At 68.9% G+C, this 12,802-nt stretch carries 13 protein-coding genes; 6 read left to right on the forward strand and 7 right to left on the reverse strand.

Going from position 1 to position 12,802, the window contains the following annotated elements; all coding sequences use genetic code 11:
* A partial coding sequence (locus tag GZ67_RS0100005) for a CHAT domain-containing protein (RefSeq protein ID WP_029273721.1) occupies window positions 1–493 on the forward strand: 493 nt, incomplete at its 5' end.
* A 386-nt stretch (window positions 494–879) separates the two neighbouring features.
* Here GZ67_RS0100005 and GZ67_RS0100010 read toward each other — a convergent pair.
* Genes GZ67_RS0100010 through GZ67_RS0100030 form a run of 5 tightly spaced genes read right to left on the reverse strand, consistent with a single transcriptional unit; the run spans window position 880 to window position 5,352 of the window.
* Window positions 880–1,656, reverse strand: a complete 777-nt coding sequence (locus GZ67_RS0100010) for a DeoR/GlpR family DNA-binding transcription regulator (RefSeq protein ID WP_029263216.1) — start codon at window positions 1,654–1,656, stop codon at window positions 880–882.
* Window positions 1,653–2,501 carry a class II fructose-bisphosphate aldolase gene (locus GZ67_RS0100015; RefSeq protein WP_029263217.1) on the reverse strand — a complete coding sequence of 283 codons (849 nt, stop codon included), beginning with the start codon at window positions 2,499–2,501 and terminating at the stop codon, window positions 1,653–1,655. The genes GZ67_RS0100010 and GZ67_RS0100015 overlap by 4 nt, the downstream gene beginning before the upstream one ends.
* Window positions 2,498–3,442, reverse strand: coding sequence for a 1-phosphofructokinase family hexose kinase (locus tag GZ67_RS0100020; protein ID WP_029263218.1), 945 nt, complete (start codon window positions 3,440–3,442; stop codon window positions 2,498–2,500). Before GZ67_RS0100020 ends, GZ67_RS0100015 begins: the two co-directional genes overlap by 4 nt.
* Window positions 3,439–4,431: an ROK family protein gene (locus GZ67_RS0100025; protein WP_081859824.1), complete on the reverse strand. Its 993-nt coding sequence runs from the start codon at window positions 4,429–4,431 to the stop codon at window positions 3,439–3,441. Before GZ67_RS0100025 ends, GZ67_RS0100020 begins: the two co-directional genes overlap by 4 nt.
* 24 nt (window positions 4,432–4,455) lie before the next feature.
* Window positions 4,456–5,352 carry an SIS domain-containing protein gene (locus tag GZ67_RS0100030; protein ID WP_029263220.1) on the reverse strand — a complete coding sequence of 299 codons (897 nt, stop codon included), beginning with the start codon at window positions 5,350–5,352 and terminating at the stop codon, window positions 4,456–4,458.
* A 329-nt stretch (window positions 5,353–5,681) separates the two neighbouring features.
* Here GZ67_RS0100030 and GZ67_RS0100035 point away from each other — a divergent pair, with 329 nt between their 5' ends.
* From GZ67_RS0100035 to GZ67_RS19965, 4 genes are all read left to right on the forward strand, one after another.
* Window positions 5,682–6,926: an extracellular solute-binding protein gene (locus GZ67_RS0100035; RefSeq protein ID WP_029263221.1), complete on the forward strand. Its 1,245-nt coding sequence runs from the start codon at window positions 5,682–5,684 to the stop codon at window positions 6,924–6,926.
* Between the two features lie 30 nt (window positions 6,927–6,956).
* The gene (locus tag GZ67_RS0100040) at window positions 6,957–7,931 is read left to right on the forward strand and encodes a carbohydrate ABC transporter permease (protein ID WP_029263222.1); all 975 of its coding nucleotides are present in this window, start codon (window positions 6,957–6,959) and stop codon (window positions 7,929–7,931) included.
* A 2-nt stretch (window positions 7,932–7,933) separates the two neighbouring features.
* Window positions 7,934–8,854 (forward strand): carbohydrate ABC transporter permease, encoded by a 921-nt coding sequence (locus tag GZ67_RS0100045; protein WP_029263223.1) that lies wholly within the window; start codon window positions 7,934–7,936, stop codon window positions 8,852–8,854.
* 66 nt (window positions 8,855–8,920) lie between these two features.
* Entirely contained in the window at window positions 8,921–9,700 is a 780-nt protein-coding gene (locus GZ67_RS19965; protein WP_051662210.1) for a hypothetical protein, read from the forward strand.
* 110 nt (window positions 9,701–9,810) lie between these two features.
* Here GZ67_RS19965 and GZ67_RS0100055 read toward each other — a convergent pair whose 3' ends face one another.
* On the reverse strand, window positions 9,811–10,995 hold the full coding sequence (locus tag GZ67_RS0100055) for an ROK family protein (RefSeq protein ID WP_029263225.1): 1,185 nt from the start codon (window positions 10,993–10,995) through the stop codon (window positions 9,811–9,813).
* A 159-nt stretch (window positions 10,996–11,154) separates the two neighbouring features.
* Complete coding sequence (locus tag GZ67_RS0100060; RefSeq protein WP_029263226.1) at window positions 11,155–11,454, reverse strand: chorismate mutase; 300 nt, start codon at window positions 11,452–11,454, stop codon at window positions 11,155–11,157.
* Between the two features lie 62 nt (window positions 11,455–11,516).
* Between GZ67_RS0100060 and GZ67_RS0100065 the strand changes: the two genes are divergently transcribed.
* Window positions 11,517–12,764, forward strand: coding sequence for an AI-2E family transporter (locus GZ67_RS0100065; protein ID WP_029263227.1), 1,248 nt, complete (start codon window positions 11,517–11,519; stop codon window positions 12,762–12,764).
* The last annotated feature ends 38 nt before the right edge of the window (window positions 12,765–12,802 follow it).

Consider the following 12,802-nt stretch of genomic DNA (forward strand, 5'->3'; position numbering starts at 1 on the left):
GCGGCGAGCCGCGGACACCTGGGACGGCGGGGGTGTGACGACGCGGATCCTCGAGGGCGGCGACGCGACGGTGGCGGCGGCCACCCGACTCGCGTCGGACAGCGACGTGCTGCACATCGCGGCGCACGGCAGGCACGCGGTCGACAATCCCCTGTTCTCGGGTTTCGAGCTCGCCGACGGCATCCTCTTCGGCTATGACGTCGACCTGATTCCGCGCGTCCCCGCGACCGTGATCCTCTCGGCTTGCGAACTCGGGCGTTCCTCGGTGCGCTGGGGCGAGGAGGCGCTCGGGATGACGCGGGTGTGGCTGCACGCGGGCGCGGACTGCGTGATCGCCGCCCCGGTCGCCGTGCCCGACGAGGTGGCGGCCGAGCTGCTGAGTGCCGTGCACGTCGGCCTGTCCGAGGGCGCGACGCCCTCAGCCGCCCTCGCACGCGCCACCGTCGACACCGGTCTCAGCGCCCCGTTCCAGTGCCACGGAGACGGATTCTGATCTTTTTCTCCATTCGGTGTATCAGAACCGGTGCCGCACGCTCCTGTTCTTCGGAAGGTGCCATGCGAAGGGCCTCGAAGGGTTGAGGCGCGAGGGAGGCGCAGTCGGATCTGGGGATATCACGCGCGCTGGGGAGCGTGAGTACGACACGGACACCATCTGCTCGGGGGTGTCGCGGCATGGAGCCGCGGCGCCCTCATAGGGCCTCGACGATCTGGGGACGTCGGGGCCCTTGGGGTGTCCGGGCTCACGTCTGTCCGCACGGCACTGCACCGCTCTCGAAGGAGTTCTCGCGTTCTGAAGGACCGGATGCGCGAATCGGTCCTTCAGAACGCGAGAACTCCTTCAGGCTGTGCGCTGAGGGCCCAGTCGCCGAACGTCCCGGCTCAGGCGACGAGCACCGCATAGCCGGCGGCGCGCAGCGCGGCGAGCGCCTCCGCATCCGCTCCCGCATCCGTGATCACGGTCGGGAAGAGCTCGACGCCGCCGACCGCCGAGAACGCCTCGACCCCGAGCTTGCTGCCGTCGGTGACCACGACCGCGCGCCGGGCACGTTCGGCCATCATGCGGTTGACGGCGGCCTCGCGCTCGTCCTGCGTGGTGGCACCCGCGGCCGCATCCATCCCGTTCACGCCGATGAAGGCGATGTCGAGCCGCACCCCGCGCAGCAGCTGTTCGACGAACGGACCGACGAGCTCGTAGCTGCGGGAGTGGATGACGCCACCGGTGACGACGACCTTGATGTCGGGCCGCGTGGCGAGCTGTGCGGCGATGTTCACGGCATTGGTGACGACGGTGATGCCGCCGTTGCCGGACAGGTCGTCTCGGGCGGCGAGTGCCGCCGCGATCGCGGTGGTCGTCGTGCCGCCGGACAGCCCGACCACCATGCCGGGGGCGACGAGGCCCGCCGCGGTCTGCGCGATGCTGTCCTTCTCCAGCGTGCGCAGGTGGCTCTTGTAGCGGATGGGCAGCTCGTAGGCGACGGCCTGTGCCACGGCGCCACCGTGCGTACGGGTGAGCAGCCGCTGCTCGGCGAGTGTGTCGAGGTCGCGGCGGGTCGTGGCCGACGAGGCTCCGAACTGCTCCACCAGGTCTTCCACCGTGACCTCGCCACTCACGGCGAGAAGGTCGAGGATCGCGTTCAGCCGCGCCGCCCGCTTCATCGCCGAGTGCCCTGCAGCGCGAACAGCCGGAGCATGCGGGCAGCCTCGACGGCGAGCGCATCGCGGGCAGGCGCGAGGTACTTGCGCGAGTCGACCAGCCGCTCATCCGCGTCGAGCTTCTCGCGCACCGCCCGGGTGAAGAAGCCGTTGAGGTGCGTGGAGACGTTGATCTTGGTCATCCCGGCGCGGACGGCGTCCGCGATCACGGCATCCGCCACCCCCGAGGATCCATGCAGGACGAGCGGAACGGGCAGCACCGCTCGCAGCCGCGCGATCAGGTCGAGGTCGAGCGACGCCGTGCGGTCGGTCATCGCGTGGGAGGAACCCACCGCCACCGCGAGCGCATCGACACCCGTCGCCGCGACGAAGTCCTGGGCCTCGTCGGGATCGGTGCGCACACCCGGCGCGTGTGCACCGTCCTTGCCGCCCACCTCGCCCAGCTCACCCTCGACGTAGACCCCGGCCGCGTGCGCCCGGTCCGCGACGGATGCCGTGAGCGCCAGGTTGTCGTCGTAGGGCAGCGCGCCGCCGTCGAACATGACCGACCCGAAGCCCAGCGCGATGGCCTCGTCGACCAGCTCGGGCCGTTCGGCGTGATCGAGGTGCACGGCGACCGGCGTCTGCGCGCGGCGGGCGACCGCGAGAGTGGCCAGAGCGATCGGCTCGAGCCCGCCGTGATAGTCGGCGCAGTTCTGCGAGATCTGCAGGATCACGGGCAGCTCGGCGAGAGCTGCGGCACGCACGAGCCCCTCGGCGGTCTCGAGGTGGATCACGTTGAACGCGCCGATCCCCGTGCCGGCGGCGGATGCGGCGGAGACGAGGTCGCGAGCGGAGACGAGGGTCACGAAGGGTCCTTCCGGAACGATTCAGGGTCGGGATGCGAGACGCGCAGCTGCTGTTCGAGCTCGCGCCAGCGCGGGGAGATGTCCCCGGCGAGCGGGGCGAGCACCGCGGCAGCGGACCAGGCCGTGGCGCGGCGGAGGATCTGCTCGGGGTCGCCCTCGCCCTCCGCGTACAGCACGGCGCAGGCCGCTACACCGGCATCTCCGGCGCCGGTGGGATTGCCGGCAAGAGGTTCGTCGAGTCGCGCGTGCACGAGGTCGGAGGCGGTGACGGCGAGCATGCCGTCGGCGCCCAGCGAGAGCAGTACGAGCCCGACGCCGCGGGCGATCAGCGAACGGGCACCCTCGACGGGGTCGGTGATGCCGGTGGCGTCGACGAGTTCGGCCGCATTGGGCTTCAGCACGTCGGCACCGGCATCCGCCGCGCGCAAGAGCGCAGGACCCGAGGTGTCGGCGATGACCGGGATTCCGGCGTCCTTCCCCACCGCGATGAGCATCGGGACCAGCGACTCCGGGGCGCCCGGGGGCACACTGCCCGAGACGACGAGAACCCTCGCAGTCGGCAGCCGTTCGACGACCTCGGCGAGGAGATCGGCCCACTCGCTGTCGGTCGGGTTGATCCCGCGCTCGTTGATGACCGTCGTGTCGCCGGCGGTCTCGTCGACCACGGCGATGCTTCGCCGCGTCTCGGCGGCCACCGGCACGAGGGCGTGCGGCACTCCGCTGGCACGGAGCTCGGCGGCGAACTCCTCGCCGACGCGGCCGCCCGTCGTGGTGACCGCGAGGGCGTCCGCTCCTTCGGAGTACGCCACACGGGCGACGTTGAGCCCCTTGCCGCCGGCGCGCGCGACTCCGGCATCCGCCCGGTGCGTATCGCCCTCGACGAGCCGATCGATGTGCCAGGTGAGGTCGAGCGCGGGGTTGGGGGTGACGGTGAGGATCACGTGAGCTCCCTCGCGCGCAGGGCGGCACCGAGCAGGCCGGCGTTGCCGGAGAGTTCGGCGGGGACGAGCACGGGGATGCGGTGGAAGCTGAGCCGGTCCGCGAGGCGCCTTCGCAGTTCGTCGAAGAGCGCACCGCCGGCACGGGACAGACCTCCGCCGATGACGACGGCCTGCGGCGCGACGACCGCGGTGAGCTGCGCGAGCGACATCGTGAGGGCGTCGAGCGCCGAGTTCCAGATCTCTGCGGCGACCTCGTCGCCGGCCGCCGCGCGGGCGATCACGTCCTTGGCCCCGTCGGGTGCGATGCCGGTCGCCTCCCGGTAGCGCCGCGCGATGGCTCCCGCGGAGGCCACGGCCTCCAGGCAGCCGCGCGCGCCGCAGGGACAGATCGGCCCGTCCGCGATGGGAGAGTGCCCGATCTCGCCCGCGTAGCCACCGGCGGTGTACGGCACACCGCCCACGAGCAGGGCGCCGGCGATGCCCGTGCCGATCACGAGCACGACGGCGTCGGCGTAATCGCGGGCACCGCCGAGGCGACGCTCCGCCCAGCTCGCCGCCCGCACATCGTGATCGAAGGCCACGGGCAGGCCCAGGCGAGCGGAGGCGAGGTCGCGCAGCGGCGAGTCGTGCCAGCCCAGATTGCTCGCGAAGACGCCCACCCCGGCCTCGGCATCCACGATCCCCGGCACCACGAGTCCGGCCGCCTGCGGAACGACGTCGGGATGCGCCGCGCGGAGCTCGGCGGCCAGCACCTCGAGCCGCTCGAGCAGCACCTGCGTGCGGTCGCCGTCGGCGATCGGCGTGGGCGTGCGACGGAGCCCGAGCGCCGTCCCGTCGGCGTCGAACAGCGCCGACTTGATGTCGGTTCCGCCCACGTCGAATGCCAGGACGGGCGCGCCGACTCCGAGCCCGCGCACGTCGGAGAGCTTCTCTCCCGCCGCGTCACGCTCGACGTCGGGAACGGCCGCCGCCGCGTCAGGGTCGATCATCATCGGCTCCGGCCGTAAGTGGGGTCATGCATCCAGGATGACGGATCGCGTGAGGTTGCGCGGCTGATCGGGGTCGAGCCCACGCTCCACCGCGCGGTCGAGCGCCGTGCGGTGCAGCCGCACGAGGTCGGCGAGCGGGTCGATCGCCCGCTGCTCGAATCGGGCACCGGTCGCGGTCACCTCGCCGGCGAGCCCCTCCGGAGCCTCGCCGAACTGCCACGTCACCCGGCCGGGAGCGGCGATGGCGATCGGACCGTGGCGGTAGTCCATCGACGGGTAGGCCTCGGTCCACGACTGCGACGACTCCCGCAGCTTCAGAGCGGCTTCGTGGGCGAGACCGATCGTCCAGCCGCGTCCGAGGAACGTGTACTGCTCGGCGTCACGCAGCTCGTCATCGCCGGGCTCCGCGAGCACGGCTTCGGCATCGGCGATCGCCGCGGACAGGTCTTCGCCGAGCGAGGCACGGAACAGGGCGAGGGCCGTCGTGGCGAAGCGCGTCTGCACCACGGACTTCTCGTCCGCGAACGGCAGCAGCACCGCATCGTCGACGAGCGACGCGAGCGGCGACGTCGGGTCGCCGATGACACCGATCGTGCGGATGCGTCCTTTGACGCGGTCGACGAGCTCGAGCACCTCGCTGGTCGTGCCGGATCGTGTCAGCGCGACGACGGCGTCGTATCCCCGGTCGATGAACGCCTCGGAAGCGGCGAACGCATCCGTCTCGCCGTGCCCCGAGGACTCGCGGAGAGCGGCGTACGACTGCGCCATGAACCACGACGTGCCGCAGCCGACGACCGCGACCCGCGCACCGGTGGCGGGGAGCAAGCCCTGCTCGGCCGTGAGGTCGGCAGCCCGTGCCCACATCTGCGGCTGGGAGTGGAGTTCTTCGCGCATGTGCGCGCCGGGAAGCGATTCAGTCATCGGGGTGCCTTTCTGGCGAGACGTTGCATACTTGTGATTGTTTGAGGCCGGAATCAATCATAGTATGGCGGAAAACAACGACAACCCCCACTTACCCTTGATTTGTTTGTTCCCCTGACAAATAATCGGACAAGTTCCAACGCCTCGTCGTCGATTCCGATCGTCGCCGAGAACCCCCGAGCCCCGGCTTGAACGATCGCGGATGCCACCCGGCGAAGCGATCACCACGCACTGTCGCGTGAGATGTGCTTGCGACTGTGCACCACACCCCCTTCCCGAAGCGGCCTGCCGCCGAGGGACGGACACTCACAGTGAGGAATGCAATACACATGAAGAAGTCACTGCGGTTCGGCGCCGCCGCCGTTGCGGCCGTCGCCACGCTCTCGCTCGCTTCGTGCGGGTTCGGCGGATCGTCCGGAGACGGCGGAGGCGAAGAGGGCTCAGCGACCCTCGACCTGCTCGTCCCCAGCTACTCCGACGGCACCAAGGCGAACTGGGAGACCGTGATCGACGGGTTCGAGAAGGCCAACCCCGACATCAAGGTCAAGCTCGAGGTGCAGTCCTGGGACAACCTCGAGAAGGTCGTCTCCACCAAGATCCAGGCGGGCGAGGCTCCCGACATCTACAACGGCGGACCCTTCGCGGGCTTCGTCGGCGATGAGCTGCTCTACCCGACGGAAGACGTCGTCTCGAAGGAGACCTTCTCCGATTTCCAGGAGTCGTTCCTGAAGAACGCCGAGATCGACGGCACCGCCTACGCGCTGCCGATGATCGCGTCGGCCCGCGCCCTGTTCGTCAACAACGCGCTGCTCGAGCAGGCCGGTGTCGAGGCGCCGACCGACTGGGACTCGCTGCTGGATGCCGCGACCAAGGTGTCGGCACTCGGCGGGGGCGTCGCCGGCTACGGCATGCCGCTCGGATCCGAAGAGGCGCAGGCCGAGGCGGCCGTGTGGCTGTGGGGCGGCGGCGGATCGTTCGGCGATGAGTCCGAGATCACGATCGACACCCCGGAGAACCTCGTCGGCGCCGAGCAGATCAAGAAGATGATCGACGCCGGTGCGACCCAGGCCGACCCCGGTTCGACGCAGCGCTCGCCCCTGATGGACATCTTCATCCAGGGCAAGATCGGCATGCAGGTCGGCCTCCCGCCGACGGTCGGCCAGATCGCCGACGGCAACCCCGACCTGGACTACTCCATCGTCCCGATCCCGACCAAGGACGGCTCGCCGTTCACGCTCGGCGTCATGGACCAGCTGATGGCCTTCGAGAACGACGGCGACAAGCAGGAGGCGATCACCAAGTTCTTCGACTACTACTACTCGGCCGACGTGTACGTGCCGTGGGTGCAGGCCGAAGGCTTCCTGCCCGTCACCAAGTCCGGTGCCGAGCAGCTCGCCGGCGAGGAGGCCCTCAAGCCGTTCCTCGACGTGCTGCCCGACGCCCAGTTCTACCCGTCGACGAACCCGAAGTGGTCCGCCGCCGACGGTGCGTTCAAGTCGCTGTTCGGTCAGCTGCAGTCGAAGCCGGCGCAGGATGTGCTGACCGAGATCCAGGCGCAGGTCGACGCGGGCTGAGCCCGCTGACGGAGAGGTTCGGGTACCCGAATGAGCCAGAAGACAGAGTCCTCGAACCTCGCGGGGGCGGCCAGCACCGGCCGCCCCCGCCCCCGGAAGACCCCGGATGCCGTGCGCGGCAGGCCGGGCGGAAAGGACCTGCTCCAGGCTCTGCCCTGGATCGCACCCGCACTCCTCCTCATCATCGGCGTGGTGTTCTTCCCCGCCGGGGTGATGTTCTTCAACTCGACACGGGACATCTCGCTGTCGGGCCTCGACAAGGGATCGGTGGGCTTCGACAACTTCGTCACGGTCTTCACGTTCGCCGAGTTCTGGCCGATCTTCTTCCGCACGATCGTGTGGGTCGTGTCGGTCGTGCTGTTCACGGTCGTCATCTCGCTCGGCCTGGCGCAGATCCTCAACAAGGCGTTCCCCGGACGCCAGCTCGTGCGCATGGCCGTCATCGTGCCGTGGGCGGCATCCGTCGTCATGACGACGATGGTCTTCTACTACAGCCTCGAGCCGTATTTCGGGATCTTCAACAAGTTCCTCTACGACATCGGGCTCTCGGATGACGCCGTCGGGTACGGCTGGACCAAGAACCCCGCGACGGCCTTCACCTGGTCGATCGTGATCGCGATCTTCGTATCGCTGCCGTTCACGACCTACACGATCCTCGCCGGACTCCAGGCGGTCCCGGCCGACGCGATCGAGGCGGCGAAGATGGACGGCGCGAGCCCGGCCCGCACCTACTGGTCGATCATCCTCCCGCAACTGCGCAGCGCGCTGGCGGTCGCGGTGCTCATCAACATCATCAACGTGTTCAACTCGCTGCCGATCCTGAAGGTGATGACCGGGTCGATACCGGGCTACGGCGCCGACACGATCATGACGCTCATCTTCAAGTACATCGAGCTGCAGAAGAAGGTCGATGTCGCGAGCGCCCTCTCGGTGGTCGCGTTCCTCATCGTCATCGTGATCGTCGCGGCCTACGTGAAGATCGTCAAGCCCATGAAGGAGGTCTGATCATGACCGTGACCGAGGCTGCCCTCGTGACCTCCGCCGGCGACGGTGCCGCCCCCCGCATCCCGGGGCGCAAGCGCCGCTACACCGAGGACCAGGTGACGCTCCCCCGCGTGATCCTGCGCATGGCGGCCGGATTCCTGGTGCTCGCGATCTTCGTGCTGCCGTACCTGATCATGTTCTTCGGCTCCGTGAAGACGAAGCCGCAGATCCGGTCGGTGGACCCGACCTACCTCCCCACGGAGTGGCACTGGGAGAACTACATCACGATGTGGTCGACCCCCGAGACGCCGCTGCCGTACAACCTGATCTCCACGATCGTCATCGCCGTCTTCGCGACGCTGCTCGTGCTACTGGTGTCGCTGCCGGCGGCGTACTACACGGCCCGGTTCAAGTTCCCCGGCCGCATGGTGTTCCTGTTCCTCGTGATCATCACGCAGATGCTGCAGCCCGCCGTGCTCACCTCGGGTCTGTTCCGACAGTTCACCGTGCTCGGGCTCGGCGACACCTGGATGGCGATGATCTTCATCAACGCCGCCTTCAACCTGTCGTTCGCCGTGTGGATCATGCACTCCTTCTTCGCCGGCATCCCGAAAGAGGTCGACGAGGCCGCGCAGATCGACGGCGCGGGGCGATTCACCGTGCTGTTCAAGATCAACCTGCCGCTCGTGTGGCCGGGCATCGTCACCGCGATCGTGTTCACGTTCGTCGCCTGCTGGAACGAGTTCGCGGCCTCCCTCGTGATCCTGTCGACCGACAAGAACCAGCCACTGTCGGTCGCACTCACCAAGTTCGTCGGGCAGTACGAGACCAGCTGGCAGTACGTATTCGGCGTCTCGATCGTCGCGATCCTGCCGGTGGTCATCCTGTTCATGCTCATCGAGAAGCGCCTGGTCGGCGGGCTGACCGCGGGCAGCGTCAAGTAGGCCGCGGTCGACGAAGGGCACGCGCGTTCAGTGATAGAAATCTCTGAGACGCGACGAAGGAGTCCCATGCCCCATCCACGCCCTGCGCTCGGCGCCGCCTCCGCATTCGCCGCCCTCGTGGTGATGCTGGCGGGATGCACCGCGGCGGAGCCCGAGGCCGACCCCACGCCGACGGCGACGGCGACGGCGACGGGCGAGACGATGGTCTCCGTGAGCGTGGACGGCCCCGAGATCTCCGGGACTGGGCCGACCGAGCCGTTCCCCGGCGTCGACTTCCCGCTTCGTGAGGGCATGCGCTCGGTGACGATCGACTTCACGTGCGACGGCGGCGGCCCGTTCCGCGTCGAGTTGGGTGACCCGATGACGCTCGGACAGGCGACACTCAGCGGCACCTGCGACGGCACGACCGCGCTGGTGTGGCCGATCACCGAAGAGACGGGACCGACCCTCAACGTGTGGGTCACCAACGACGTCGCCTGGACGGCGACTCCGCACTTCTCCACCGCGGAGTTCCTCCGCGACGAGGCGATCACGACCGAGTGCGATGCCTTCTCCGACATCTACAGCGCGTTCTCGAACGCCGACATCGGGTACACGGAGTACCAGGCGTTCGATCAGGCGGAGTGGACGCGGCGGGTCGACGCGGCGATCGTCGACCTCGAGACGCTCGCGGGCGCCTCGGAGACGACCATGTCCGACCCGTTCACCGCGCTGCTCTCCTGGGTGCAGGGCGACGGCCACACGCCCGGAGCGCTGCTGCAGGACACGAGCCTGATCGATCCGATCAGCGACACCTGCAACACGAATCACAGCCCGCTGATCCTGATCGGCGAGTTCGGCGGCTGAGCACCCGTCGGCGCGTGTTCCGAAGGGGATCGCGATGCGCGCTCCGAAGGAGATCTCACGTTCTGAAGGACCGGATGCTCGATTCCGACCTTCGTGTCGTGAGAACTCCTTCAGGCCATGCGCTGACGGTCAGGGGCGGGAGTGGATGCTGCGCGCAGCTGCTGCGGGTTCCAACGCACGCCGAGGGCCGAGGTCAGGGCGACCTGCGCGGCACCGGCGGCGAGTGACACCCGCGGGTCGGCGTAGCGGACCGGCACCTGCGTCGTACCGCGGGCGGGGTACTCGGTCTCGCGGCGCACCCGATCGAGGAAGCGCGGTCCGAGCTCGGTCGCCGGTCCGCCGATCACGACCTCGGTGGGGTCGAGGAGCGCGCCGATGAGCTTGACCGCCCTGGCGAGCGCGCGAGCACCCTCGTCGAGCTGCTCCTCGTCGGCTGTCGCCGCGAGCGCCCTGATCTCGGAGGCGTCCATCGCGTCGGAGAAGTCCTCGCCCAACATCGCGCCCAGTGCGGCCGCGGACTCCAGGCAGCCGCGCTGACCGCAGCGGCAGAGGCGAGCGGCATCGCCGAACACCACCTGCACGTGGCCGATCTCTCCCGCGCGGTCGCGGGGGCCGGGCGCGAGCTCGCCGTTCAGCGTCACGGCCGCACCGACACCGCCCCCGAGGTGGATGAAGAGCCGGTACCCACTGGGCGACTCCTCCATCCCTGCTTCCGCGATCGCCTCCGCGTCGACGTCGTTGATGAGGAGCACGGGCGCGTCGAGAATCCGCTCGAACCGCTCAGCGAGGGGCACTCCCTCCCACTTCAACTGCACGCTCTCCAGCACCGAGCGGCCGTCCGTCGTCCCCGGGAGCTGTACCCCCGCGGCGAGCAGTCTCCCGCCGAACTCGCCGGCGACGGTGGTCAGCGCCTCGTCGAGCGAGCGGTCGCGCTCCTCGATGCTGTAGCCCACCCGCCGCATCTCGAGCTCCGTCCCGTCGAGCGCGACGAGGGCGATCTGCGCGTGGAGCGGCTGGATCACCAGGACCAGGATCAGGTGGTGGCTCGCATCGACGCTGAGGGTGGTCGCGCGTTTGCCGCCTGTGCTCGCGGCTTGCTCCCCCTCGACGATCAGTCGATCCTCGATGAGCTCGGCGACCAGGGACGACGCGGTGGCCGCGGTCAGCCCGGTCGACCTCGCGATGCCTGCCCGCGTCTGGGTGCCCGGATTGCGGAAGACGAGCTGCAGCGCTCGGCGCAGGTTCGCGCGTCGTACCGATGCCTGGGTGTCGAGGCTGTCATCCGCGTTGAGCATGTGTTCCCGTTTCCGAGCCCGTCGGTGGCGAGCTGTTGACAGATCGTGGCGCGATCCGTAGTCTCTCCCTAAGTTTATTCATTGAACTTAGTTGGTCAATGAACCTCAAGCTCCGGACGGGCGAGTGCTGCACACACCGTCGCCCGTCCGGCACCTCCTTCAGCGGCCCTCGGCCGCTTCGGTGTGGTGGCGGATCACCTCGGCCACCACGAAGTTGAACCACTTCTCCGCGAACTCCGGATCGAGGTGGGCCTCCTCGGCCAGAGCCCGCAGTCGCGCGACCTGCTGCTCCTCCCGATTCGGGTCGGACGCCGGCATCTCGTGATCGGCCTTCAGGTGCCCGACCTGCTGGGTCGCGCGGAAGCGCTCGGCCAGCATGAAGATCAGTGCAGCGTCGATGTTGTCGATGGTGGCGCGAAGTCGGAGCAGTTCGGCCTTCGGGTCCTCGGCGGCGGTCATGCCCCTACTCTAGAGCCGCGGAACACCCGGATTTCGACCTGCCGCACCGCTATCGTGAGCACATGAGCAACGAAGAGTCGCCCGCCTCCGCGCCCCTCGACGGCGCCGCACCGAGTCCCGCTGTGAACGACGCGGCGGTCGCGAGCGACACCACGGCTTCTGCGTCTTCCCGCCGAACCGCGCCGGCATCCGAGGTCTCGTCAGCCGCCCCCGCCATCGCCCGCCCGGTCGTGATCGAGCCGATGACACCGAGTCGCTCCTTCTGGACGCGCATCGACCGCCCCTTCGTGTTCGGCTTCCTCGTGACACTCGGCGGCCTCGGCGCGATCGTGATCGGCCTCGCTCTCACGAGCCTGTCGACCGTGCTCATCTACATCGCCCTCGCGCTCTTCGGCGCGCTCGGCCTCGACCCCGCCGTCCGGTTCCTGGAGAGGCGCGGCGTCTCACGGGTGCTGTCGGTCGTCGTCGTGATCCTGAGCCTCATCGTCGTGGTGGCACTCGTGCTGTGGATGATCCTCCCGGTCGTGATCGATCAGATCGCGAGTTTCGTGCGCTCCGTGCCCGGCATGATCAAGGACTTCACCGGCAGTGACGTCTACGCGACGCTCGAAGCCCAGTTCGGCGACCAGTTCCAGGACCTCGTGGCCGAGGTGCAGTCGTTCCTGACCGACTTCGGCAACCTGGCGACGATCGGCGGCGGCGCCTTGGCGGTCGGCGCCTCGATCGCGACCGGCATCTCCGGCGCCATCATCGTTCTCGTTCTGACGCTGTACTTCCTCGCCTCCCTCCCCGCCATGAAGCAGGGGATGCTGCGTCTCGCCCCGGCCCGCGATCGCGCTCGCGCCGGCGACATCACCGACCAGATCACCGACTCGGTCGGCGGATACGTGATGGGCATGGTCGTGCTCGCGTTCTGCAATGCGACGCTGGCGTTCCTGCTCTACTTCTTCCTCGGCCTGCCGTTCCCGCCCCTGATGGCGGCGATCGCGTTCTGCGTCACCCTCATCCCGCTGGTCGGTTCCGTGCTGTTCTGGATCCTCGGCACCTGCCTGGCCCTCTTCAGCAATCCGATCGCCGCGCTCGTCTTCGCCGCGATCTACCTCGTCTACATGCAGATCGAGGCCTACGTGATCACTCCGCGCGTGATGAACCGGGCGGTCTCGGTCCCCGGTTCGCTCGTGGTGATCGGCGCCCTCGCAGGTGGCACCCTGCTGGGGCTGCTCGGCGCGCTCGTGGCCGTGCCGGTCACGGCATCCATCCTCATCATCATCAAACAGGTGCTCGTGCCGAAACAGGACGCCAGGATCTGACCGCCCGAGACGAAGAAGCGCCCGACCCCTCACGGGGC

Origin of the sequence: Microbacterium sp. Cr-K20 (genome assembly GCF_000708325.1) — a bacterium.
Taxonomy (GTDB): domain Bacteria; phylum Actinomycetota; class Actinomycetes; order Actinomycetales; family Microbacteriaceae; genus Microbacterium.

Coding starts and splice junctions, on each gene's coding strand:
- GZ67_RS0100045 (WP_029263223.1), top strand. CDS start 7,934: ATGACCGTGACCGAGGCTGCCCTCGTGACCTCCGCCGGCGACGGTGCC.
- GZ67_RS0100065 (WP_029263227.1), top strand. CDS start 11,517: ATGAGCAACGAAGAGTCGCCCGCCTCCGCGCCCCTCGACGGCGCCGCA.
- GZ67_RS0100060 (WP_029263226.1), bottom strand. CDS start 11,454: ATGACCGCCGCCGAGGACCCGAAGGCCGAACTGCTCCGACTTCGCGCC.
- GZ67_RS0100035 (WP_029263221.1), top strand. CDS start 5,682: ATGAAGAAGTCACTGCGGTTCGGCGCCGCCGCCGTTGCGGCCGTCGCC.
- GZ67_RS0100040 (WP_029263222.1), top strand. CDS start 6,957: ATGAGCCAGAAGACAGAGTCCTCGAACCTCGCGGGGGCGGCCAGCACC.
- GZ67_RS0100055 (WP_029263225.1), bottom strand. CDS start 10,995: ATGCTCAACGCGGATGACAGCCTCGACACCCAGGCATCGGTACGACGC.
- GZ67_RS19965 (WP_051662210.1), top strand. CDS start 8,921: ATGCCCCATCCACGCCCTGCGCTCGGCGCCGCCTCCGCATTCGCCGCC.
- GZ67_RS0100030 (WP_029263220.1), bottom strand. CDS start 5,352: ATGACTGAATCGCTTCCCGGCGCGCACATGCGCGAAGAACTCCACTCC.
- GZ67_RS0100010 (WP_029263216.1), bottom strand. CDS start 1,656: ATGAAGCGGGCGGCGCGGCTGAACGCGATCCTCGACCTTCTCGCCGTG.
- GZ67_RS0100025 (WP_081859824.1), bottom strand. CDS start 4,431: ATGATCGACCCTGACGCGGCGGCGGCCGTTCCCGACGTCGAGCGTGAC.